At 61.5% G+C, this 21318-nt stretch carries 22 protein-coding genes; 1 reads left to right on the forward strand and 21 read right to left on the reverse strand.

All coding sequences use genetic code 11. The features are described 5' to 3' along the window. Nucleotides 1-44: 44 nt before the first annotated feature. From GPS82_RS06875 to GPS82_RS06885, 3 genes are all read right to left on the reverse strand, one after another. The gene (locus tag GPS82_RS06875; RefSeq protein WP_296492575.1) at nt 45-941 is read right to left on the reverse strand and encodes an ABC transporter permease subunit; all 897 of its coding nucleotides are present in this window, start codon (nt 939-941) and stop codon (nt 45-47) included. A gap of 11 nt (nt 942-952) precedes the next feature. Next, nucleotides 953-1957 carry an ABC transporter permease subunit gene (locus GPS82_RS06880; RefSeq protein ID WP_296492578.1) on the reverse strand — a complete coding sequence of 335 codons (1005 nt, stop codon included), beginning with the start codon at nt 1955-1957 and terminating at the stop codon, nt 953-955. Nucleotides 1958-2045: 88 nt separating this feature from the next. Further along, nucleotides 2046-2498, reverse strand: coding sequence for an SWIB/MDM2 domain-containing protein (locus tag GPS82_RS06885; RefSeq protein WP_296492580.1), 453 nt, complete (start codon nt 2496-2498; stop codon nt 2046-2048). A gap of 190 nt (nt 2499-2688) precedes the next feature. Between GPS82_RS06885 and rraA the strand changes: the two genes are divergently transcribed. Beyond that, entirely contained in the window at nt 2689-3210 is a 522-nt protein-coding gene (gene rraA / locus GPS82_RS06890) for a ribonuclease E activity regulator RraA (protein ID WP_296492582.1), read from the forward strand. Nucleotides 3211-3213: 3 nt separating this feature from the next. Here the strand turns inward: rraA and GPS82_RS06895 are convergent, their stop codons facing one another. From GPS82_RS06895 to GPS82_RS06980, 18 genes are all read right to left on the reverse strand, one after another. Next, complete coding sequence (locus tag GPS82_RS06895; protein WP_296492584.1) at nt 3214-3882, reverse strand: GntR family transcriptional regulator; 669 nt, start codon at nt 3880-3882, stop codon at nt 3214-3216. Between the two features lie 35 nt (nt 3883-3917). After that, nucleotides 3918-5276: an FAD/NAD(P)-binding oxidoreductase gene (locus GPS82_RS06900; RefSeq protein ID WP_296492587.1), complete on the reverse strand. Its 1359-nt coding sequence runs from the start codon at nt 5274-5276 to the stop codon at nt 3918-3920. Beyond that, nucleotides 5276-5542: a 2Fe-2S iron-sulfur cluster-binding protein gene (locus GPS82_RS06905; RefSeq protein ID WP_296492590.1), complete on the reverse strand. Its 267-nt coding sequence runs from the start codon at nt 5540-5542 to the stop codon at nt 5276-5278. The genes GPS82_RS06900 and GPS82_RS06905 overlap by 1 nt, the downstream gene beginning before the upstream one ends. Beyond that, nucleotides 5539-6639 (reverse strand): FAD-binding oxidoreductase, encoded by a 1101-nt coding sequence (locus GPS82_RS06910; protein ID WP_296492593.1) that lies wholly within the window; start codon nt 6637-6639, stop codon nt 5539-5541. Before GPS82_RS06910 ends, GPS82_RS06905 begins: the two co-directional genes overlap by 4 nt. Continuing rightward, nucleotides 6636-7679, reverse strand: a complete 1044-nt coding sequence (locus GPS82_RS06915) for a proline racemase family protein (protein ID WP_296492596.1) — start codon at nt 7677-7679, stop codon at nt 6636-6638. Before GPS82_RS06915 ends, GPS82_RS06910 begins: the two co-directional genes overlap by 4 nt. Nucleotides 7680-7720: 41 nt before the next feature. Further along, on the reverse strand, nt 7721-8737 hold the full coding sequence (locus GPS82_RS06920) for an Ldh family oxidoreductase (RefSeq protein ID WP_296492598.1): 1017 nt from the start codon (nt 8735-8737) through the stop codon (nt 7721-7723). Next, nucleotides 8734-9669 (reverse strand): 4-hydroxyproline epimerase, encoded by a 936-nt coding sequence (locus tag GPS82_RS06925; RefSeq protein ID WP_296492601.1) that lies wholly within the window; start codon nt 9667-9669, stop codon nt 8734-8736. The genes GPS82_RS06920 and GPS82_RS06925 overlap by 4 nt, the downstream gene beginning before the upstream one ends. Nucleotides 9670-9692: 23 nt before the next feature. After that, a complete protein-coding gene (locus tag GPS82_RS06930) occupies nt 9693-10415 on the reverse strand; it encodes an amino acid ABC transporter ATP-binding protein (RefSeq protein ID WP_296492603.1) in 723 nt (240 codons plus the stop codon). Further along, complete coding sequence (locus GPS82_RS06935; protein WP_296492606.1) at nt 10408-11058, reverse strand: amino acid ABC transporter permease; 651 nt, start codon at nt 11056-11058, stop codon at nt 10408-10410. The genes GPS82_RS06930 and GPS82_RS06935 overlap by 8 nt, the downstream gene beginning before the upstream one ends. 10 nt (nt 11059-11068) lie before the next feature. Beyond that, nucleotides 11069-11740: an amino acid ABC transporter permease gene (locus GPS82_RS06940; RefSeq protein ID WP_296492609.1), complete on the reverse strand. Its 672-nt coding sequence runs from the start codon at nt 11738-11740 to the stop codon at nt 11069-11071. 5 nt (nt 11741-11745) lie between these two features. Beyond that, on the reverse strand, nt 11746-13455 hold the full coding sequence (locus GPS82_RS06945) for an aconitase family protein (RefSeq protein WP_296492610.1): 1710 nt from the start codon (nt 13453-13455) through the stop codon (nt 11746-11748). 135 nt (nt 13456-13590) lie between these two features. Beyond that, nucleotides 13591-14406: a transporter substrate-binding domain-containing protein gene (locus GPS82_RS06950; protein ID WP_296492612.1), complete on the reverse strand. Its 816-nt coding sequence runs from the start codon at nt 14404-14406 to the stop codon at nt 13591-13593. Between the two features lie 81 nt (nt 14407-14487). Further along, the gene (locus GPS82_RS06955; protein WP_296492613.1) at nt 14488-15402 is read right to left on the reverse strand and encodes a dihydrodipicolinate synthase family protein; all 915 of its coding nucleotides are present in this window, start codon (nt 15400-15402) and stop codon (nt 14488-14490) included. Nucleotides 15403-15538: 136 nt separating this feature from the next. Further along, complete coding sequence (locus tag GPS82_RS06960; RefSeq protein ID WP_296492616.1) at nt 15539-16540, reverse strand: TRAP transporter substrate-binding protein; 1002 nt, start codon at nt 16538-16540, stop codon at nt 15539-15541. A 29-nt stretch (nt 16541-16569) separates the two neighbouring features. After that, a complete protein-coding gene (locus GPS82_RS06965) occupies nt 16570-17835 on the reverse strand; it encodes a TRAP transporter large permease (RefSeq protein ID WP_296492619.1) in 1266 nt (421 codons plus the stop codon). A 2-nt stretch (nt 17836-17837) separates the two neighbouring features. Next, nucleotides 17838-18353, reverse strand: a complete 516-nt coding sequence (locus GPS82_RS06970; protein ID WP_296492624.1) for a TRAP transporter small permease — start codon at nt 18351-18353, stop codon at nt 17838-17840. 114 nt (nt 18354-18467) lie between these two features. Then, nucleotides 18468-19415, reverse strand: a complete 948-nt coding sequence (pip, locus tag GPS82_RS06975; protein ID WP_296492626.1) for a prolyl aminopeptidase — start codon at nt 19413-19415, stop codon at nt 18468-18470. A 158-nt stretch (nt 19416-19573) separates the two neighbouring features. Then, nucleotides 19574-21199 (reverse strand): ABC transporter substrate-binding protein, encoded by a 1626-nt coding sequence (locus tag GPS82_RS06980; RefSeq protein WP_296492621.1) that lies wholly within the window; start codon nt 21197-21199, stop codon nt 19574-19576. Between the last annotated feature and the right edge of the window lie 119 nt (nt 21200-21318).

Genomic DNA, 21318 nt, shown 5'->3' on the forward strand with positions numbered 1-21318 from the left:
ACGGAGAGATTTTCTATTTCAAGAAGCGCCATAAATCTACTTTGTCAACGTTTGAGTTTGGGGTCAAACGCATCACGCAAGCCATCACCCAGCAGGTTGAAGGCCAGCACCGTGATCAAAATGGCCAAACCCGGAAAGGTGACCACCCACCAGGCGCGCAGCACAAATTCGCGCGCATCGGCCAGCATGGTGCCCCATTCGGGCGATGGCGGCTGCGCTCCCAGACCCAAAAAGCCCAGGGCGGCGGCATCCAGGATGGCCGCAGAAATACCCAGCGAGGCTTGCACGATAAGCGGCGCGGTGCAGTTGGGCAGCACTTCTTTGAACATCAGGCGCAGATGGCCGGCGCCGTTCATGCGCGCTGCGGTCACATAGTCGCGGCTCATCTCTGTGATAACGGCGGCCCGAGTGATGCGCACGTAATGCGGCAGCACCACCACCGCCACGGCCAGCATGGCGTTCATCAGCCCCGGGCCAAGGATGGCCACGATCACGATCGCCAGCAGCAGGCTGGGCAGGGTCAGGATGATGTCCATCAGGCGCATCACCGCCACTTCAAAAATGCCGCGGAAATAGCCCGCGGTGAGGCCCAGCACCGTGCCAATCACCACCGACAGCGCCACCACCGCCAGACCAATGGCCAGGGACAGGCGCGCGCCATGGATGAGTCGCGACAAGATATCGCGGCCGATGGCGTCGGTGCCCAGCCAGTGCGCGCTGGAGCCGCCTTCCTGCCAGGCCGGTGGCACCAGGAAGACGCTGGGGTCGGTTTCGTTGGGAGCGTAGGGCGCAATCCAGGGCGCAAAGGCTGCCATCAGCAGCACCAGCAGCACAATGACCAGACCGGCCACCGCACCTTTGTTGGTTGAAAAATAGTCCCAGAACTCACGCAGGCGGTGCGGCGGTTCGATCAGGGCAGGGGTGTCGGCAAGCGTCGTCATGGTGGGAGCCTTCAATGCCGGATGCGAGGGTTGATGATGCCGTAGGTCACGTCCACCAGCAGGTTGACGATCATGACCATGCCACCGAGTAACAGCATGCCGCCTTGCAAGACGGGATAGTCGCGACGGCCAATTGCTTCAATCATCCATTTGCCCACACCGGGCCAGGAAAAGATGGTCTCGGTCAGGATGGCGCCGGTGAACAGCACGCCCACCTGCAAGCCAATCACGGTAATCACCGGAATCAGGGCGTTGCGCAACGCGTGTAATGAGACCACCCGAAAGTTTGACAGCCCTTTGGCACGTGCGGTGCGAATGTAGTCTTCGCCCAGCACTTCGAGCATGGCCGAGCGTGTCATGCGGGCGATCACCGCCAGCGGGTTGGTGCCCAGCACGATGGTGGGCAGAATCAGGTGCGTGGCGGCTGACCAGAAGGCGTCCATGTCGCCAGCCATCCAGGTGTCGATCAGCAGAAAGCCGGTGACGGGTTCGATGTAATACATCACCGAGATTCGCCCGGACACTGGCGTCAGGTCAAGCTGCACCGAAAACAGCAGGATCAGCAGCAGGCCCCACCAGAAAATCGGCATCGAGTAGCCGGTGAGCGACACGCCCATGACGCCGTGGTCCAGAATCGTATTGCGTTTCACCGCAGCCAGAATGCCCGCTGGAATGCCAATAATCAGCGCAAACAGAATGGCGCAAACCGCCAGTTCGATGGTGGCTGGAAACAGCGCCAGGAATTCATTGAGAACGGGCTCGTGGGTGATGATGGATTTGCCCAGGTCGCCCTGCAGCACCCGGCCAATGTAGATGCCGTATTGCACCAGCACCGGGCGATCCAGGCCATAGGCCTTGAGCAGTTCGGCATGGCGCGCGGGATCAATACCGCGTTCGCCGGCCAGCGTTTCGATGGGGTCTCCCGGCACCATGCGGATCAAAAAGAACGCCACCAGTGTCATGCCGATGAAGGTGGGGATGATCAGGCTGAAACGGGTCAGGAGAAATCGAAGCATCGGCGAATGTTGGGTGTTAGTGGCGAGGATGATGCCACAAACAAAAGGCCGACTTGCGTCGGCCTTTGAAATTTCTGTCGGAACAGGATTATTTCAGGTGCTTGCCAATCAAGCCAGCCATTTCGAACATGGTGACCTGGGCTTTGCCAAAGACTTCCTTGAGCTTGGCATCGGCATTGATCAGGCGTTTGTTGATGGCGTCCTGCAGTTTGTTGGCCTTGATATAGACCCACAGTTGTTTGACCACCTCAGTGCGCGGCAGCGGCTTGCCGCCGACGATGGCAGCCAGCGCTGAACTGGGTGTCAGGGCTTTCATGAAAGCGGCGTTGACGGCACGTTTGGTGGCAGGCGCCTTTTTGGCTGCGGCCTTTTTGGCGGGTGCAGCCTTTTTGGCTGGCGCTGCTTTTTTGGCAGGTGCGGCAGCTTTTGCGGCTACTTTCTTGGCGGGTGCCGCAGCCTTGACTGGAGCTGCTTTTTTAGCCGGAGCGGCCTTGGAGACAGGAGCAGCTTTTTTAGCTGGCGCTTTTTTTGCAGTTGCCATGTGGTTGTCCTTTTCGTAGTTGATCAAACACCAGCAAAAAAAGATTGGCTGGTTGGGGCGAATCCTACTGGAGAAACTAGCGCTTTCATAGGGGGAAGACGCTAATTTCAAGCGAAAAAAATGATTTCTGTTGCGTTTTTTGACCGATTTACAATTTCTGCAAGTTATCAACCAACCCCTCACGATTTCCATGACGATTCCTTTTGCCACTTGTGACTTGTGCGACGCTCATAAAAATGAGGCGTCCGGACGTTTTCGTGTGCTGCCGCCGGTGTTCAGGGACTTCGGTGCGCGCCGGGTTTTTTGTGGGCCGGTTGTGACCGTCAAGTGTTTTGAGGACAATTCGCTGGTCAAGGCCGCAGTCGATTCACCGGGTTATGAAGACACGCCGGCCGGGCGCATTGGCAAGGTGCTTGTGGTGGATGGTGCAGGTTCTTTGCGCCGTGCCCTGCTGGGGGGCAACCTGGGGGCTGCAGCCGCCAGAAACGGCTGGGCGGGGGTGGTCATTGACGGTTGTGTGCGTGACGTTGCGGAGTTGGCGGCGCAGGATGTGGGCATTCGCGCACTTGCCAGCATGCCCATGCCGACAGAAAAAAAGAACCAGGGTCTGCAGGATCTGGCGGTGCAGATTCAAGGTGTCTGGGTCCATCCCGGCGACTGGCTGTATGCCGATGCCGACGGCATGGTGGTCAGCGCGACGCGGCTGCTGTAGCGCTCAGGCGTTGATGACGCGCCGGGTAAACCGTTCCAGGTAATCCATCAACTCGCCAGCACTGGCGGCGGCTTCTGGTTCGCTGCCAGACGAGATCGCTTCGGCCAGTAACAGGTGATAGCGGGCGGCCTCGGTAATTTCACCATCGGCCTGGTAGCGATACCAGAAACGTCGGCATTGGACAATGAGCGGGACCACTGCCTTGACCGCCGAAAAATTGCAGCAGGCCTCATGGTTAACGTTGTCGAGCTCCTGGTCGGCCGTCATGTAGTCGCCCAGATTGCCGCGTTCGCTGGCAATGATCATGTTTTTGGCGCAGGCAACGAGGGCTTTTCGCTGCAGCGTCGTGGCTCGTCTGGCTGAGCAGGTGGCGATCAAGGTCTCGAGCCCGCGGCGCGTTTCAATCAGGTCCAGATGGTCGACCACATCGATATTGGAAACCCGCAAACCGCGGCGCGGCTGTTGCTCGATCAGTCCGCTCGAGACCATGCGCATGAGCGCCTCACGCACGGGTGTGCGCCCGAGCTGGGTCATTTCGGCCAGTTCCGCTTCGACAATGAGCGATCCTGGTGCGATGACCAGTTTGGAAATCAGGGCCTCAATCCGGTCATAAGCCAGGTCGGCCACACGACGCTTGGGCGCGGGCGGTTTGCGGTAGTTGCTGATGGGCATTTTGAGTGCTGTGCCGGCGGGTTGAAGATGGGCGCTTAATGGTTGGATGCCAAGGGATTATCTTTGCTTGGGGTGTCAGCACCCTGACAAGACCGTGGGACGGGTTTGCTCCCGGGCGCATCAGCCGACGCACCAAGCAATGTCGAAATGCGTGCCGGCGACAACGGCGGGCGTGGTGCCGGCGGGGTCCAGCCGAACAGGAACTGAGCCGCGGCGCCGCACACACGACCCTGGCAGGCACCCATGCCGCACCGGCTGCGCAGCTTGGCGTCGGTCCAGCCACTGCAGTCGGACAGGGCAGCGTGCGTGACATCCTCGCAACGGCAGACCAGGGTGTCAGCCCGGGGCATTTGCCGCAGCGCCGGGTCGAGCACAAAGTGGCGACTCAGTTGCCCGGCGAAGGCTTCCCAGCGGGCGCGTTCCGGCCAAAGGGCTTGTGCCGCCCGGGTTTCGTTGACAGCAGCCAGCCCCGCAATCCTGCCCTGGACCAGCGCGCTCTCGGCGCCACCAAAGCCGGTGCATTCGCCAGCGGCGTAAATACCAGGCACGCTGGTGGCTTGCAGTGGATCCACCCTGAGCGCCTGGGTGCCCCCGCTCGCATGGGTCAAGGCGCAACCCAGCAACTGCCCCAACTGGGTGTTGGGCACCAGGCCGAAGCCGCTGGCCACACGCTCGCAGGCGATGCTGCTGGTGCGGCCCGCCCGGCGCAGTTGCACCGACTCGACCTGCTGCTGCCCTTGCGCTGCCACCAGCAGGGTGCCCGCGCGGTAACTGGGGTCGGCCAACGTGAGCGCCTGCAGCGCTTTGGACGGCCAGCGCGCCAACTGGGCGGCAAAAGCGGCCACGCTCTTCAGGCTGGCCTGCTCAGCCACCCGCAGCACCTGGGCGCCGGCCTTGCGCGCCGTGGCGGCTGCCGCCAGCAACAGCGGGCCGCTGCCAGCAATCACAATGCGTTCGCCCCGCACCGGCAGGCCAGCCTTGATCAGCGCCTGCAGACCGCCGGCGCCGGTGACACCGGGCAGCGTCCAACCTGGAAACGGCAGCAACAATTCGCGGGCGCCAGTGCACAGAATCAGGGTGTCGAAGTGTTGCGTCCAGCCGCGTTCGGCGTCTTCCAGCAGCAAGGCGTTGGTGCCTACAAAAGAGATCACGCGGGTGCCGCAATGCACTTGCACGTTGGCGCAGCCCGCCACGGCCTCGCGCAGGCGCAGGGCCTGGGCTGGTAGCACGGCAGCGGGGCCGTCGCGCCAGATCTGGCCACCGGGGGCGATGTTGTCGTCGAGCACCGTGATGCGGGCGCCGCTTGGGGCGGCCGCCAGCGCGGCGGCCAGCCCGGCAGGACCGGTGCCAATGATCAGCAGGTCTGTGCTTGAGAGGTCAGGTTTTGAATGCATCAGTGCTTTCCCGGGCGGGTTCCGGTGTCGACCGCCATGCCGTTCTGGCACAGCGTCTGGCAGGCCAGGCGACGCCTTCCGTCCACCAGCAGCCGGCACTCCTGGCAAATGCCCATGCCGCAAAGCGGCGCGCGCGCCTCGCCGCTGACCGAGGTGCGCGCGCAGCCAGGGCGACGCATCGTCAACGCGGCGGCCAGGCTGGTGCCCGTCGGCACCCGCAGGGTTTCGCCATCAAGGGTAAATTCAACCTGAGCGTCGGGGGTCATGCAGATTCCTGAAAGCGGTCGGGAAGGTAGGGCGCCGGATCAAAGGGCGGCGTGCCTCCGGTCAGCTGTGCCGCGAGCAGGCGCGCGGTGCCGGGTGCCGTGGTGACGCCCAGGCCCTCATGCCCCACCGCCAGCCACAGGCCATCGCGCTCGGGGTGACGGCCAATCAACGGCAGGCTGTCGGGGGTGGCGGCACGAAAGCCGGTCCAACTGCGAACTATGGTGAGATCGCTCAGGCCCGGCAGATAGTCTACGGCGCGGCGCAACATGCTTGCCAGCATATCGGTTTCGATTGCGGGGTCGGTGGTGTCGAACTGGCGTGACGAGCCGATCATCAACTGGCCGGTGGGCCGGGGCTGGATGTTGAAGGCCACTGAGGGTCCGGTGCTGTGGTGCGAGCTCTTGATGTAGCCGAGCTCCACCAACTGATGCTGGATCATGCCGGGGTAGCGGTCGGTGATGGCGATATGCCCTTTTTTGGGCCTGATCGGCAACTCTGGACAGAATTGGGTGGACTGGATGCCCGCCGCCAGCAGCACCGCACCGGCACTGCGCAGGCTGCCATCGGACAGGCGCACACAGGTACCTTCAATGGCGCTCACTGTTTGTGTCTCCACGGTGATCAGTTCGGGTGCCTGGGTCAGCAACCAGCGCGCGGCGTTGGGAGCATAGACCATGCTGTCGTTGCTCACCTCGAGCGCGCCGGCCAGGCCAGGTCGCAGGGCCGGCTCGGCCGCCGCCAGTGCCCTGGCATCAAGCAGCTGGCAGGGCACGCCATGCGCCTTGAGCCGCGCCAGTTTTTCTTCGGCAGCATTCATTTCTTCGGCGTCGGCAGCGATCCATAGCGTGCCGCAGTGGTTGAACCCACAATCCGCGCCCATGCGCGGGGCCCATTCGCGCCACTGCGCCAGCGAAGCATTGCTCAGCGTCAGTTCGGCCGGGTTGTCGTCCATCAACACCAGGTGCCCCATGCCGGCATTGGTGGCGCCACCCAGGCGGGCGTCGAGCACCAGCACCTTCAGGCCCAGCTGCGCCAGCGCGTGGGCGCAGGCAGCGCCAATGATGCCGGCACCGATGATGATGACATCAACAGTCATGGCACGGACTGACTCGCAAACCAGGTGTCGTTGAGGCGGTAGCCTTCGGGGAACGGGTCCTCTGGGTCGGCACCGTAGTAGCTCAGGCCGGTGATCCAGGCGCGCCCGCTGATGTTGGGCAGCACGGCTGCCTGCCCGGCCACTTGGGCCAGGCCGTCAATGCGGCAATTGAAGCGGGTGTCCATGATCGACAGGTGCGTGAACGGCTCACCCACCGCCAGCTCACCGCGCGCGTGCATCAGCGCCATGCGCGCCGAACTGCCGGTGCCGCATGGGCTGCGGTCGAGCCGGCCCGGCGACACCACCACCGCATTTTTGGCGGTCTTGATGCCGTCCACCAGGCCCACCGGCCCGGCAAACTGGGCGATGTCGATGGTGTGAATGCCCGGATTTTCCGGGTGCACACTGGGGATTTGCGCCGCCGCTGCCCGCTTGATGCGCTCGCCCGCCTCGGACAGGGCACGGGCCTCGCTGCGGTCCAGCGAGAAACCGAGTTTGGCGGCGTCCATGATCACATAAATCATGCCGCCGTAAGCCACGTCCACCAGCACCGTCCCCATGCCCGGCACCTCCACCGAGCGGTTCTGGTGCATCACAAAGGAGGGCACATTCTGGAAGGAAACACGCCGGCATTTGCCGCCTTCGCACTCGGCGCGCACCCGTACCAGACCGGCCGGGGTGTCGACGCACAGCTCGGTGACCGGGTTGGTCATCGGCAGCATGCCGCTTTCCAGCACCACCGTTACCGTGCACATCAGGTTGGAGCCAGACATGGGCGGGTAGCTGTCGGCCTCGATTACGATCATGCCGAAGTCGGCCTCCGGCGCGATGGCTGGTGTCACCAGATTGACCGCGGCGTTGACGCTGCCGCGCGGGTCTGACAGCAGCAGGGTACGCAACCAGTCCTGCTTTTGCTGCAGCACCTGTTGCCGCTCAAACATGGAAGCGGCCCGCGGGGCTAGCACCCCCCCGGTGATGACACGACCGACTTCACCCTCGGCGTGTGCGCCGATCACGGTGATGATGTTTTTCAGATTCATGAATGCTCCGGTGTTGCTGGAAACGATGACCGTGGCGGGCGTTAATGCAGCAGTGCCAGGATGTCGTCGTGTAACGCGCGCGGGATGGACACGCCGTGGGCAAGGCTGCGGGCGCGCGCCTCAAAGCGTCGTTGCGACGGCAGCCGTGCACCCTGGCCGGTGATGGCCTCAAAAAGATGTTCGGCGCGGGCCTGGTCGGCGCCTGGTGCACTGGCCGAAAAGAAAGCCGGATCAAAGGCCAGGATCAGCTCGCCATGGCGCGGTGTGCTGCCAATGCTGCCGTCGATCGCCAGCGACTCCAGGCTGGTGAGGTCACCCAGCAGGGGTCCGGCAAGCAACTCGATCATGGTGGCCAGGGCCGACCCCTTGTGGCCGCCGAAGGTCAGCATGGCGCCCTGCTGCAGCACCGTGGCCGCATCGGTGGTGGGCGCGCCGTCGGCATCGATGCCCCAGCCCGGCGGCAGGGCACGGCCACTGCGGCGGTACAACTCGATCTCGCCGCGCGCCACCGCGCTGGTGGCAAAGTCAAACACATAGGGGTAGCCGTTCGGGCGTGGCCAGCTGAAGGCGAGCGGGTTGGTACCAAACACGGCTTTTCTGCCACCGGCCGGCGCCACACAGGCATGCGCCGGTGTCATGGCCAGCGCGCAGATGTTGTGGGCCGCCAGGCTTTCCACCTCCGGCCAGAGGGCGGAGAAATGAAAACAGTTGTTGATGACCAGCGCGGCAATGCCGGTGTGCCGCACTTTCTCAATCAGGTGTCGGCTGCCGACCTCAAACGCCAGCGGTGAAAACCCAAACCGGGCATCGACCGCCACCACCGCAGGTGAGCGCTGGCTGACCACCGGTTCGGCGTGGCACGCCACCTTGCCTTCGCGCAAGCTGCGGGCGCACATCAGCAGCCGAAAGAGGCCGTGCGAATGGCATTCGTCACGCTCACCGGAGACCATCACGCGGGCGATGGCTTGCGCGTGGGCGGGCGACAGGCCGTGGTGGGTAAGCACTTGCAGCGCCAGTGCCTCGGCGTCGGCCAGGGACAATGAGACAGTGTCTGTCATGTCCGAATGCCCCAGGCAAACGGGTCTTGCGGGTCGATCAACAGGGTGGCCTCGCTGCTCATGTGGGCGCGGCCACGCAGGGTGGGAATGACTTCGCCGTCTTCCATGGCGTAGCTGGTCTCGAAGCGGCTGCCGATCACGCTGGCCTGAACCCAGCGCTCACCGGGCGCCAGCTTGCCGTCGGCGGCCAGGCAGGCGATCTTGGCGCTGGTGCCGGTGCCGCAGGGCGAGCGGTCGTAGGCATTGCCAGGGCACAGCACAAAATTGCGACTGTCGGCGCCTTCGGTGTCGTCGGCAAAAAGTTCGATGTGGTCCACCTCGGCCCCGTCGCTGCCGGTGATGCCTTGTGCGGCAAGCGCCTGGCGCAGCGCGGCGCAATAGGCGGTGAGCGCGGCAATGTTGTCGCTGGCGACGCGCTGGCCATGTTGACTGACCAGAAAAAACCAGTTGCCGCCCCAGGCGACGTCGCCACGCACCAGACCCTGGCCCGGTACCTCCACGGCGACCTGACGCAAGTGGCGCCAGGAGGGCACGTTGCAGACGCTCACCGAGCCGTCCGCGTGCAGGGTCGCGGTGACCGTGCCGACCGGGGTTTCGATACGGTGCTCGCCAGCGCCAATGCGCCCCAGGTAAGCCAGCGACGCGACCAGGCCGATGGTGCCGTGCCCGCACATGCCGAGGTAGCCACTGTTGTTGAAGAAGATGACGCCTGCGGTATTGGTTGGGTAGAACGGCTTGCACAGCAGGGCGCCCACAATCACATCGCTGCCGCGCGGCTCGAGCACGGTGGCAGCGCGCCAATCGTCATGTTGCAGCTTCAGCAGGTCGCGCCGCTGTGCCATGCTGCCGGTGCCCAAGTCTGGAAAACCATCCAGCACCAGACGCGTCGGTTCACCACCGGTGTGCGAGTCGATGATATTGATTTTTTTCATGCTGAGAGAGGTCAGATGCGCGTTCAATGCGTTGATTTCAAAAACTCGATGGTCTCGGGCAATTGCGGATGGTCGATGACCTGGTCGGGCGGACCAATCTCGTGGATCACCCCGTTGCGGAAGAATGCCACCCGGTCGGACACATCGCGCGCAAAGCGGATTTCGTGGGTCACCAGGATCATGGTCATGCCTTCGTCCGAGAGCATGCGCATGGTGTCGAGCACCTCACCCACCAGTTGCGGGTCAAGGGCCGAGGTGACCTCGTCGAACAGCATGTAGTCCGGCGACATGGCCAGGGCGCGGGCAATGGCCATGCGCTGCAACTGGCCGCCCGACAGCTTGCCCGGAAAGACCTTGAGCTTTTCGCTCAAGCCCACATGCCCCAGTTGGCGCACCGCAATTTCCTCGGCCTCGGCCCGGCTTTTGCCGAGCACCTTGCGCGGCGCCAGCATCACGTTTTCCATCACGGTCAGGTGGGGGAAGGCGTTCCACTGCTGAAACACGATGCCGATACGTTGGCGCAGCTTGTTCAGGTTGGTGCCTTTGGCGTGAACGTCAATGCCGTCCACCTTGATCACGCCTTGCTGGATTGGCTCCAGGCCATTGATGCACATCAGCAGGGTGGATTTTCCAGAACCGGAGCCACCGATGATGGAAATCACCTCGCCTTTCTTGACGGTCATGCTGACGCCCTTGATGACTTCGAGCTTGCCAAACGACTTGTGCACATTGTCAATTTCAATCATTTTCTTGCCACCTTTTCTCGACCATGCTTCCGAGCCGCGCCACGCCCCAGCTCATCACGTAATAAATCAATCCGGCAATGCACAGCACCAGGATCGGTTCCTGGATGCGGGTGACAATGGTTTGCGAGGCGCGCAGCAACTCAATGATGCCGATCCACAGCACCAGCGAGGTGTCCTTGATCACGCCCAACGTGAGATTGATCCAGCCCGGAAACGACACCCGCGCCGCCATGGGCAGCACGATATGGCGCAGGGTCTGGAAAAATGTCAAGCCAAGCGAGCGTGCCGCGCGGATCACGGTGGCGGGCACGGCCAGCACGCCACTGCGGATGATTTCGGTGCAGTAGGAGGCGCAGTAAATACCCAGCACAACACAGCCCACCGCAAAGGCCGTCCAGTTGAGTCCGGCGATGCTGTTGAACGAATTGAAGAGCACAAACTGAATCAGCAGCGGCACGCTGCGAAACACGTCGAGCAGCCACGACAGCGGGGCGGTCGCGCGCGGCAGAAGGGCACGCAAAAGGCCAAACACCAGGCCCGACAGCGTGCCGATCAGCATGGCCCATAAAGTGAGCTTGAGGGTGACCCACGCCCCCTCCAGCATGAATTGGAGGTCGGTGATGGCAAAACTTGTGTCAAACATAAGATGCCCTTCAGTACCGGAACAGACGCCAGGCCATCAGCCTGGCCGTCACGATGATGAATTTTGCAATCAGGTAGTACAGGACCGCCGCAATCGCAAAGTACTCGAAGGTGCGGAAGGTGAGCACGTTGTAGCTCTGGGTGACGCCGGTCAGGTCGTTGTTGAGCCCCACCACAATGCCCAGCGAGGTCATCAGCACGGCCCACACCATCTGGTTGGTCAGCGGGTAAAAAACAATGCGCAACAACTGGGGCACGACGATCAGGCGATAGGTCTGGAAGGCGCTCATGCCCAGCGAGCGGGCCGCCTTGATTTGCGTTTCCGGCACCGCCTTGAGGCCACCGCGGAAGTTTTCGGCCAGGTAGCCAGCGTTGTTGAAGGTGATGCCCGCCAACAGGGCAAACCAGGAGCTGACGTGCAAGCCAAACGCGCCCAGGCCGAAGTACAGGATGTAGATTTGAAACAGCGCCGGGGTGTTGCGCGCAATAGACACCCATGTGCTGGCAAAACCGCGCAGCAGCGGATTGCGCGCCGTGTTCATGGCGGTGAGCGCCAGCGCGATCACGGTTCCGAAAATCATCGACAAAACGGCAGTTTCAATGGTGACCAGGCTGCCAGCCAGCATGTCAGGCAGGGCCTTGAGCGCCGTGTTCCAGCGAAAGTTGTAGTCAAAGTCGAACATGGGTGTCAGCTCCTTGCGCAAGCGTTTGCCGGATCGGGTTGCAGCCAGGTGGGTAGTAGGCCAGTGGCCTGACCCGTGCAAGCGGTCTGGGCGCAGGCCGCCAGCGAGCCAAAGTGCACCTGGCGCCCGGTGAGGCCGGGGGCGTAATGCGCATATTTGCCCGAGTTGGTCATGATGACCCGGGCCGCCACTGGCACCACGGGTTCCTCCAGCATGCACCAGCAGGTGTCGGTGATCACGTTCACGCCAAAGGCCTTGATCACCGCCAGATCGCCATTGCGCTCGGCCCGCTCGCTCACTGCACGCCCGAGGGTCAGCACAATGGCGGTGTTTGGGTGGCGCTGGTGGCCTTTCAGGAGTTGGGCCAGCGCGGCGCACTCGGTCTCTGAAAAATGCGGGTTGCCCAGTGCAACCAGATCAACCTGGGTCTCAGTGGCACTGTCGAGCTCGCGCCAGGCTTGCAGGAGTTCGACCAACGTCAGGTGGTGCTGGGCCTCGGGCGGCAGGCCAGCCAGGGCCGCCTGCGCGCTGGGGGCTTCCGGCGTGACATTGACAATATGGAACATGGGGGCGGCGCTGGTGGTGGCAAACGCAGCACCAAAAGCCTTGAGATCATCCAAGCTGGGCCGGGCGGACTCCAGGCCGCAGATCACCGGAATGCGTGACCCTGCCAGCAGGCCGACCAGATAACCCAGCAGCGGGTAGAAGGCATCGTCTGGCGCCGCAGGCAGCACCGGCAGATGCACCTGCAGGGTGGCGCGCCGGTTCTCAATCAGATGGCAACCGGCCCTGGGCGCGCGCCCGGTCAAGGCAATACAAATGTCGAGAAAATCGGCGTATTTGGCAGTGTGCGCGCCGAGCACGCTGTTGGCATAAACCACCGCATTGGATTCACCCCACACAATTTCCTCGCCGGCTTTGGGTGCGCTGTCGAGCAAATAGGGCGCGCAGGTAAAACTGGCCTGGGCACCCATGTCAACGTAGGCTTGCGCCAGGGCACTGGCGGGTTCGCCAAACGCCGGGTCGATGCCCAGCGCGCGCCAGCGCCGCTGGTCGACCGAGATCGAATTCAGTGTGGTGGGAATCTTGACCTTGCCGCCCCAATCGCGCAACTGGCTGGCAAAGCGCAGGCTCGCCGAGCCGGTGTAAATGCAGCCGTCAATATGCGCTTGCACCACATCGATCAATTCTGTGGCGCCCTGCAAGCGGGCCATGCGCAGCACGATCTGCATGGCAACTTGCCGCGCCTTGCCTTCAGCGCCATCGAGGATGGCCTGGTCGGCCGGATTCAATTGAAACCCGTGGCTGGCCTCGACTGAAGCGAGTGGCGCTTCTGGCGTCGCTAAAGGTGGCGCGGCCATCGGCTCGGGATCGCTGGAAATGGTTAATTGCCCGTTGGCGCTCAGGCTGACCCAGCGCGCATCGTGCAGTTTTGCAAAGGCCTCGGCCCCGACGCTGACCACCGGGAGCTGTTGGCCAAATACCAACTCGGCCACGATGGCGCCCAACGCCAGAATTTCGTCGGGCTGCTCCAGCACCAGCGCGGCGGGCCCGTGGCCGTTGAGGATGATCTCCATCAGCACGCTGCTGCCAGTGCATGAGCCCCGGCCGCTGGGAATGGCCAGCACCCGGCCCGTGATGATGTTGCTGCTGAGCGGGTGATGGCGATCAATCACCTCACCGGTTGCAGGATGGACACCCCCCCAGAAACTCAAGGGGGTGTCGCTGTAAAGCAGGGGCCCTTGCGCGGATCCACCCGTGAGCTGACACGCGGTCATGGTTTGGCTGCTCATGCCGAGTCCCGGGTGTTCAAGGCGCAAGGGCTGTGACGCAAAGCGTTCTGACGCCGATCAGTAATAAACGTTGGGCACCAACAGGGTGGGCGGTGTGCCACCCACCCACTTTTGGTACAGCTCGGTGTAGCGACCGTTGCGCACCTGCTGATTGACGAACAAGTTCAGGTAGTTGATCAGACCGTATTCACTGCGCTTGGCAACCAGCGACACATAGTCAATGGTGTAAGGCGCCTCACCGGCCACCTTCAGACCTTTGTATTTGCCCGACTTGATCGACGCAAACGCCACGGTTGACGTCACAACCGTGGCATCGATGTGGCCCTGGCTGACGGCGAGGATGGTGTCAGCCTGGGTTTGGTAGGCACGGAAGGTTCCCTTGGGGTCCTTCCAGGCTTTCACGTCTTTTTCGAGGGCAATGGCTTCGTAGGAGCTGACCGTGTTGCCGACCGGACGGCCCTTCAGGTCTTTGTAGCTGTTAATTTTCTTGTCATCACGCGTTAGCACCACCATGGTGAAGGCGAAATAGGGAATCGACATGCCCACGGTCTTGGCCCGTTCCAGGGTGTCGGAAGTGGAGCCAACAACGACATCCACCCGGTTGGAAATCAGCGCCGGGATACGGTCGGCGAAGGGCGTCTCGACCACCTCGGGCTTGACACCCAGAACCTTGGCCAGGTCGCTGCAATAGTCAACGTCGAAACCAATCGGGTTGTTGCTTGCGTCGCGCGAACCCATCGGCGGAAAGTCCAGCACAACGGCACAGCGCAGCTTGCCTGATTCGATGATGCTGTCGAGTTTGTCGGCCGAGGCCTGCGTGGCGAATAGGCCAAGGGTGCAGGCGGCTGCCAGTGCAAGAGTTTTCATTTTCATCATAAACACCTTAAAGTTGTGGAACACGGAGGGGACGAGGGACGCGCGATAGTGCGATCTGGTGGAGAGATCGCACGATGCTCAGGGAACAGACTGGTACTGGGCAGGCCGTGTTGCCAGGGCCTTCTTGACGACAGTCTCGATGTATTCACGCTCGGCGCCAATCAGCGGCAGCCGGGGGCGGCGCATGTGCTCGGTGCTGACACCGGCCACCACGTCAATGAGCTTGAGGTTTTGCACCAGCTTGGTGGACACGTCCAGGTGCAGCATGGGCGTCATCCACTGGTAGAGCTTGAGCGCCTCGGCAAACTTGCCGGCCTTCATCAGGTCATACAGCGCCACCGTTTCGCGCGGGAAGGTGCAGCCCACGCCGGCCAGCAGGCCGTCACAGCCGAGTGCCAGGCCCTCGTAGGCCAGGTCGTCCACGCCCAGGAACAACTGGTAGCGGTCGCCCACGGTGTTGCGCAGGTCGGTGATGCGGCGAATGTCATCGCTGCTCTCCTTGATGGCGACCAGCCATTCACAATCGGCCAGTTCCAGCATATGGGCCGGCTTGAGGTCGACCCGGTAAGCCACCGGGTTGTTGTAGATCATGATGGGCTTTTGCGCGGCGTTGGCCATCGCGCGCACATTGGCCATGGCTTCACGCGCGTCGGCCACATAAATAACCGACGGCATCACCATGAAGCCATTCACGCCGAGCATGTTGGCACCGTCGATGTAGCGAAGCGCCTCGCGGGTGCTGGTCTCGGAGACGTTGGCGAGCACCGGCACGCGGCCCTTGCTGGCGTCGAGCGCGATTTTGGCGACCTGAAGCTTTTCCTCGAGAGTCAGCGTGCTGGCCTCACCGAGCGAGCCGCAGGTGACCAGGCCGTGAATGCCATTGCGAATCTGGAAATCAATGTGGCGCGCGGTGCCTTCGGCGTCTATGCTTTCATCAGCGTGGAATTTGGTGGTGATAGCCGGGAAGATGCCCTGCCAGCGGGGGTTGTTCATGCGGTGCTCCATTTGTGGGGATAGGTCAAAAATATGGTTTCAATATATTGAAAATCGGGGCCAAAAATATCAGTGTTAACCACTAGCTTCGGGTGCTTTTTGGCACTGCCGCGCGCCGGCGGTCATTTGCGAAGAATCAAAGGCTGGCCGCCACCTTGCGCAGATCCGCAATTTGCGGTGCCTTGGGTAGCCACATGGCGTCAAACGCCTTGATGACTTCAGCCGGGTTGAAGCTGGTGTCCTGCTTGATCGCCACGGTGCCCGCGGTCTTGAGCTTTTCGATCAGGCCGAGTTCGGTGTTGACGATGTCCTTGATCTGCTCGTCGAGCACCTTGGTGGTGAGGCCGCGAATCAGGTCTTTGTCCTTGTCGTCCAGTGTCTGCCAGATCCGGCCCGACACCAGTGGGGCAAACGGCATGAACACCGCATTCATCGGCAGCATGACTTTGGAGACACGGTCGAAGCGTTGATTCCACGAAAACTCGATGTCTGCCTCCAGCCCGTCCACCTGTCCGTTGGCCATCGCGTCGTAGACGGCAGGCGTTGGAATCGGCGTGGGCGCGGCCCCCAGCAGTTGATAAAAATCGCGGAACACCGGGGTTGGGTTGATGCGCAGCTTGAGGCCCTTGAGGTCCTTGACGCCGGCAATGTCCTTGTTGGAAAAGACCACACGCATGCCGGTGATGCCCCAGCCCAGGCCGATGGTGCCGGTTTCGCGCGGCAGCACATCGAGCAGGCGCATGGCGCTGGGGTGGCGCACCAGCTTGGCGACCTGACCGGTGGAACTGGCGAGGTAAGGCGCGTTGATGGACGCGATGCTCGACACTCGCGAGCCGAGTTCGGCCGCCTGGATCCAGCCCATGTCGAGCGCGCCAGACTGAAGCTGCTGCATCATCGCCGGTTCGTTGCCCAACTGGCCGGAGTGAAACACCGTGACCGTGAGGCGGCCATCGGTTTCTTTTTTCAGCATCTCACCAAACAGCAGGGCGGAGCGGTTCCACGAATGGCCGGCGGGGGTGATCAGCCCAAGGCGGAATTCCTTGGCGGCAGCCGCACGCGAGGTGGTGCTGAAAAGCGTGGATGCGGCAGCGGTGGCGGTAGCCGTTGTTTTGATAAATTGGCGACGAGAAAAAGTCATGTAAAGCTCCGGTTGGTTGAGGGGAAAACTTACTTGAGAAACGCAAGGGACAGGCTGGGGAAAATCGACAGCAGGACCAGGGCCACGCAGCTGACCAGGAAAAACGGCAAGGTCACGATGAACATCTTTCCGGCCTTGGCGCCCGTGACCGCGGCGGCGACAAAAAAGCTCAGCCCCACCGGGGGCGTCATCAGACCAAGAACCAGGTTGACCACCACCACCACACCGAAATGGCGTGGGTCGATGCCGTAGACGTCGGTCGCGATCGGCAGCAGGATCGGCACCGTCATGATCAGGCCCGGAATGCCGTCGATAACGGTACCGATGAGCAGCAGGATGGCGTTGGTGAGCAGCAGAAAACTGACCGGGTCCTTGGCAACGGTCTGGATCCAGGCCGCTGCAGCCTGCGGCACTTTTCCGTAAATGAGCAGCCAGGAAAACACTGCGGCTGCGGCCACCAAAAATAGCACAATAGAGGCATAGATCGCCGACTTGAGGAGAATGGCCGGCATCATGCTGAAGCGAAATTCCTTGGTAACGAAGCGGCCAATCAGGGCAGCTGCCAGCGCGCCAACTGCCGCCGCTTCAGTCGGGTTGGCAAACCCGCCCAGGATCGAGCCCACGATCACAATCGGAATCAGCAGCGTGGGGCTGGCCTGGGCAATGGTGATCAGGCGCTGGCGCAGTGTGCGTTGCTCGCTGCGCGGGTAGTTGTAGACCAAGCCCATGCAGGCAATGATGATGAAAAACAGCAGGGTCAGGAGAATGCCGGGAAGGATGCCGGCTATCAGCATGTCGCCCACGGCCACCTGTGCCAGCACACCGTAAACCACAAACATGACCGATGGCGGGATGATCGGGCCCAGCATGCCGCCGTACACGGTCAACCCCGCCGCAAAGGTTTTGTCATAGCCTTGCTTTTCCATTTGGGGCACCATGATTTGCGACATGATGGCCACCTGCGCGGTGGCCGAACCGATGATGGATGCCACCATGCAGTTGGCCAGAATGTTGACGTAGGCGAGGCCCCCCTTGACCGAACCGACAAATGCCATGGCCAACTCGACCAGGCGCCGGGTGATGCCGCCGCCATTCATGATTTCACCGATCAGGATGAACAAGGGGATCGCGATCAGGCCATAACTGTCCACGCCGCCAAACATCTGCACCGGGAACGACTGAAACAGCACGGTGTCGCCGCTGCTGAAGATAAACACCAGCCCGGCCAGGCACAGGCAAACCCCGATGGGCACACCGAGCAGCATGATGCACAGGAAGAACAGGGTGGTTAGCATTTTTAAGTCACCGCCTCGGCATTGCCAAGCTCAAGGCCCGGGTGTGCACGCCGTGGCTGCAGGCCAAGGTCTTCGATCAGGTTGGCCAGGGCGTGCAGACTGAGGGTGGCCGAAAAAATCGGCAGAATGGTTTGGAGCAGCCAGGTCGGCCACTCCAGGGTCTGGGTCTTTTCGGTGTAGAGAAAGTTGAAGGAGTTGGCGGCGTATTCCTTGGCATCAAAACCGTAACGCGCAATGCCAATGGGGTCGAGCCAGATCCAGCACATCGCCAGCATCGAAAAGCCGAAAACCAGCACCGCAGAACCAGCCAGCAGCTTGACCAGCCGGGCGCTTTTTGGGCCCAGCTTGTCGGTCAGCAAACTCACGGCAAAGTCCAGGCGCAGGCGCGTCATGAGCGAGGCACCCACAAAACAAAGCCAGACCACGCAATACACGGAAGCTTCGTCAATCCAGTAGATCGGCCGGCCGGTATAACGGCTGACAACGTTGACCAGGATCAGCAGCACCAGCAGAGTCATCAGGCAGGTGAGCACGATTCTCTCCAGCCGCAGAACGGCGCCGGACAGATCGAGAATCAGGTGGGCGGGGCCGCTTGGGTTTTGTTTCACGGCGTGCTGGGGCGGCGGTATGGGTCAGGCAGTGGCCAGGGTCTGCGCAAACCGGTCGGTGGCTGCCAAAAGTTGGCCCAGGATGCCTGGTTCGTTGTAGACGTGACCGGCATCTTCGACAAATTTGAAGTCAGCCATGGGCCAGGCACGGTGCAAATCCCAGGCCGTGCGAGCCGGGGTGCACACGTCATAACGACCCTGCACGATCACGCCCGGGATGCCGTGCAAAAGGTGTGCGTTGCGAATCAGTTGGCCTTCTTCCATCCAGCCATGGTTGACAAAATAATGATTTTCGATCCGCGCCAATGCCAGTGAATACGTGTCCTGATGGTTCTTGGCCATGCTGGCCGCATCAGGCAGCAGGCGAATGGTGCGGGCTTCCCACAGGCTCCAGGCCCGCGCGCACGCCAGTTGTGCGTGCGTATCGGTACCCGACAAACGGCGCCGATAGGCGCTGATCAGGTCACCGTGCTCGGCTGGGGGAATCGGTGCCAGAAAATTTTCCCAGTAATCGGGGAACAACCAGTTGGCACCCTCCTGGTAAAACCAGTGCAATTCTTCGTGGCGCAAGGTGAATATGCCGCGCACAACCAGCGCAGAAACAGCCTGCGGATGTGTTTGCGCATACGCCAGCGCCAGCGTGCTGCCCCATGAGCCACCGAACACCAGCCAGCGTGTGATGCCAAACCGTGATCGAAGTTGCTCCATATCGGCAACCAGATCCCAGGTGGTGTTGTTCTCCAGGCTGGCGTGGGGTGTGGATCGACCACAGCCACGCTGATCGAACAGCGTCAGGCAGTAGCGTGCCGGGTCGAACAAGCGGCGGTGATCTGGCGAGCATCCGTCACCCGGTCCACCATGCAAAAACACGGCAGGGATGCCCCGCGGGTTGCCGCAGCGCTCCCAATAAACTTTGTGGCCGTCGCCAGTGTCAAGAAAGCCGGTTTCAAACGGTTCGATGGGCGGGTACAGCGCGGCGGCGGGTTCTGAACAAGGGGGCGCATTGCTGGCTGAAGTTGCCAGTGGAACAGGCACAGAAGTTTGGGATGGAATGGCTTGCATGGCGGGTTGATCTTTAAGCGACAGAAAAGGCCAGAACAAGCTGGCCTTTTGCAGTCGGTTGATAAAGCTTATTTGACTAAATCGACGCCATAGAAGGTGTGGCGGCCAAACGGGCTCAGTTTGAAGCCGATGACTTCCTTGCGCACCGGCTTGATCTGCACCGCGTGGGCAATGGTGAACCAGGGTGCCTGCTCCTTGAAAATCACCTGGGCTTGTTCGTACAGCTTGGTCCGCTCAGCCGGGTTGGAGATGGTTTTGGCCTTCATCACCAGGTCGTCAAAGGGCTTGTAGCAGAACTTGGCCACATTGCTGCCGCCAGTTTTAACCGAGGCGCAGCCCAGCAGGGTGTGCAAAAAGTTGTCCGGGTCGCCGTTGTCGCCGGTCCAGCCCTGCATGCCCATTTGATGCTCACCCGCCTGCATGCGCTTGACGTATTCGCCCCATTCATAGCTCTTGATCTCGGCCTTGATGCCCACTTTGGCCAGGTCGGCCTGCATCAGCTCGGCAATGCGCTTGGCGTTGGGGTTGTAGGGGCGTTGCACCGGCATGGCCCACAGGTCGGTGGTGAAGCCGTCTTTCAGGCCCGCTGCAGCCAGCAGTTTTTTGGCTTCTTCGGGATTGAAAGCGTCGTCCTTGATGGACTTGTTGTAAGACCACTGGGTGGGCGGGATCGGGTTGGTGGCGGGCACACCGGTGCCCAGGTAGACCGCATCCACAATGGCTTTCTTGTTGATGGCCATGTTGACCGCTTTGCGCACGCGCACGTCGTCAAACGGTTTCTTGGTGGTGTTGTAGGCCAGGTAACCCACGTTGAGGCCGGGTTGCTCCAGTACCTGCATGTTGGGGTCTTTGCGCATGCTGGCTACGTCTGCCGGGTTGGGGTAGGGCATGACATGGCATTCGCCTTTTTGCAGCTTGGCCCAGCGCACCGAGGCATCGGGGGTGATGGCGAAAATCAGGTCGTCGATTTGGGCCTTTCCTGCCCAATACTGTGGAAAGGCCTTGTAGCGGATCAGCGCGTCTTTTTGGTACTGCACCAAGGTGAACGGCCCGGTGCCTACCGGCTCCTGGTCGATCTTCTCGGGCGTGCCCGCCTTCAGCATGGCAATGGCGTATTCTTTACTTTGAACCCCGGCGAACTGCATGGCCAAGTTGGACAAGAACGGTGCCTCAGGAGTTTTTAGAACAATTTTGAGGGTGTAGTCATCCACCTTTTCCACCGACTTGAGCAGGTCTGGCATCGCCATGTCGTTAAAGTAGGCATGGTTGGAACTGGTCACCTTGAAGTAGGGGTCGTTCTCTTTCCATTGGCGCTCGAACATGAACAACGCGTCGTCTGCATTGAAGTCTCGGCTGGGCTTGAAGTTTTTGTTGCTGTGCCACTTGACACCCTTGCGCAGGTGGAAGGTGTAGGTCAGGCCATCTGCAGAAATTTCCCAGCTTTTTGCCAGGCCGGGTTCAAGCTCGGTGCTGCCGCGCTTGAAGTGCACCAGGTTGTCGTAGATCTGTTCGATGGCATCAAATGAGGTCCCGGTGGTGTTGATGCTGGGGGAGAAATTCTCCGGGCTACCCTCTGAACAGTACACCAGCGTTTTGGCGCCCACCTGAGTGCTCGCCAGCAGCAACGGCAAAACAAGTGCACCCAAAGCGGCGGGCTTGAGCTTGAAGTTGTGTTTCGGTTTATGAAGCGTCATGTTGAGGACTCCTGGGGTTACAGCTGCCTGGCAGCGGGTTGATGAAAACGTTTGGTGCAGCTTGATTCGAAATATGTTGCAAATATATTAAGCGGGTGAAAATTGCACATTGGTGTTAA

This window comes from Rhodoferax sp., assembly GCF_011391645.1.
Lineage (GTDB): Bacteria > Pseudomonadota > Gammaproteobacteria > Burkholderiales > Burkholderiaceae_C > Rhodoferax.

Excerpts from the sequence above, each read along its gene's own strand:
- GPS82_RS06875 (WP_296492575.1), bottom strand. The coding sequence starts at position 941 with ATGACGACGCTTGCCGACACCCCTGCCCTGATCGAACCGCCGCACCGC.
- GPS82_RS06880 (WP_296492578.1), bottom strand. The coding sequence starts at position 1,957 with ATGCTTCGATTTCTCCTGACCCGTTTCAGCCTGATCATCCCCACCTTC.
- GPS82_RS06885 (WP_296492580.1), bottom strand. The coding sequence starts at position 2,498 with ATGGCAACTGCAAAAAAAGCGCCAGCTAAAAAAGCTGCTCCTGTCTCC.
- rraA (WP_296492582.1), top strand. The coding sequence starts at position 2,689 with ATGACGATTCCTTTTGCCACTTGTGACTTGTGCGACGCTCATAAAAAT.
- GPS82_RS06895 (WP_296492584.1), bottom strand. The coding sequence starts at position 3,882 with ATGCCCATCAGCAACTACCGCAAACCGCCCGCGCCCAAGCGTCGTGTG.
- GPS82_RS06900 (WP_296492587.1), bottom strand. The coding sequence starts at position 5,276 with ATGCATTCAAAACCTGACCTCTCAAGCACAGACCTGCTGATCATTGGC.
- GPS82_RS06905 (WP_296492590.1), bottom strand. The coding sequence starts at position 5,542 with ATGACCCCCGACGCTCAGGTTGAATTTACCCTTGATGGCGAAACCCTG.
- GPS82_RS06910 (WP_296492593.1), bottom strand. The coding sequence starts at position 6,639 with ATGACTGTTGATGTCATCATCATCGGTGCCGGCATCATTGGCGCTGCC.
- GPS82_RS06915 (WP_296492596.1), bottom strand. The coding sequence starts at position 7,679 with ATGAATCTGAAAAACATCATCACCGTGATCGGCGCACACGCCGAGGGT.
- GPS82_RS06920 (WP_296492598.1), bottom strand. The coding sequence starts at position 8,737 with ATGACAGACACTGTCTCATTGTCCCTGGCCGACGCCGAGGCACTGGCG.
- GPS82_RS06925 (WP_296492601.1), bottom strand. The coding sequence starts at position 9,669 with ATGAAAAAAATCAATATCATCGACTCGCACACCGGTGGTGAACCGACG.
- GPS82_RS06930 (WP_296492603.1), bottom strand. The coding sequence starts at position 10,415 with ATGATTGAAATTGACAATGTGCACAAGTCGTTTGGCAAGCTCGAAGTC.
- GPS82_RS06935 (WP_296492606.1), bottom strand. The coding sequence starts at position 11,058 with ATGTTTGACACAAGTTTTGCCATCACCGACCTCCAATTCATGCTGGAG.
- GPS82_RS06940 (WP_296492609.1), bottom strand. The coding sequence starts at position 11,740 with ATGTTCGACTTTGACTACAACTTTCGCTGGAACACGGCGCTCAAGGCC.
- GPS82_RS06950 (WP_296492612.1), bottom strand. The coding sequence starts at position 14,406 with ATGAAAATGAAAACTCTTGCACTGGCAGCCGCCTGCACCCTTGGCCTA.
- GPS82_RS06955 (WP_296492613.1), bottom strand. The coding sequence starts at position 15,402 with ATGAACAACCCCCGCTGGCAGGGCATCTTCCCGGCTATCACCACCAAA.
- GPS82_RS06960 (WP_296492616.1), bottom strand. The coding sequence starts at position 16,540 with ATGACTTTTTCTCGTCGCCAATTTATCAAAACAACGGCTACCGCCACC.
- GPS82_RS06965 (WP_296492619.1), bottom strand. The coding sequence starts at position 17,835 with ATGCTAACCACCCTGTTCTTCCTGTGCATCATGCTGCTCGGTGTGCCC.
- GPS82_RS06970 (WP_296492624.1), bottom strand. The coding sequence starts at position 18,353 with ATGACTCTGCTGGTGCTGCTGATCCTGGTCAACGTTGTCAGCCGTTAT.
- GPS82_RS06980 (WP_296492621.1), bottom strand. The coding sequence starts at position 21,199 with ATGACGCTTCATAAACCGAAACACAACTTCAAGCTCAAGCCCGCCGCT.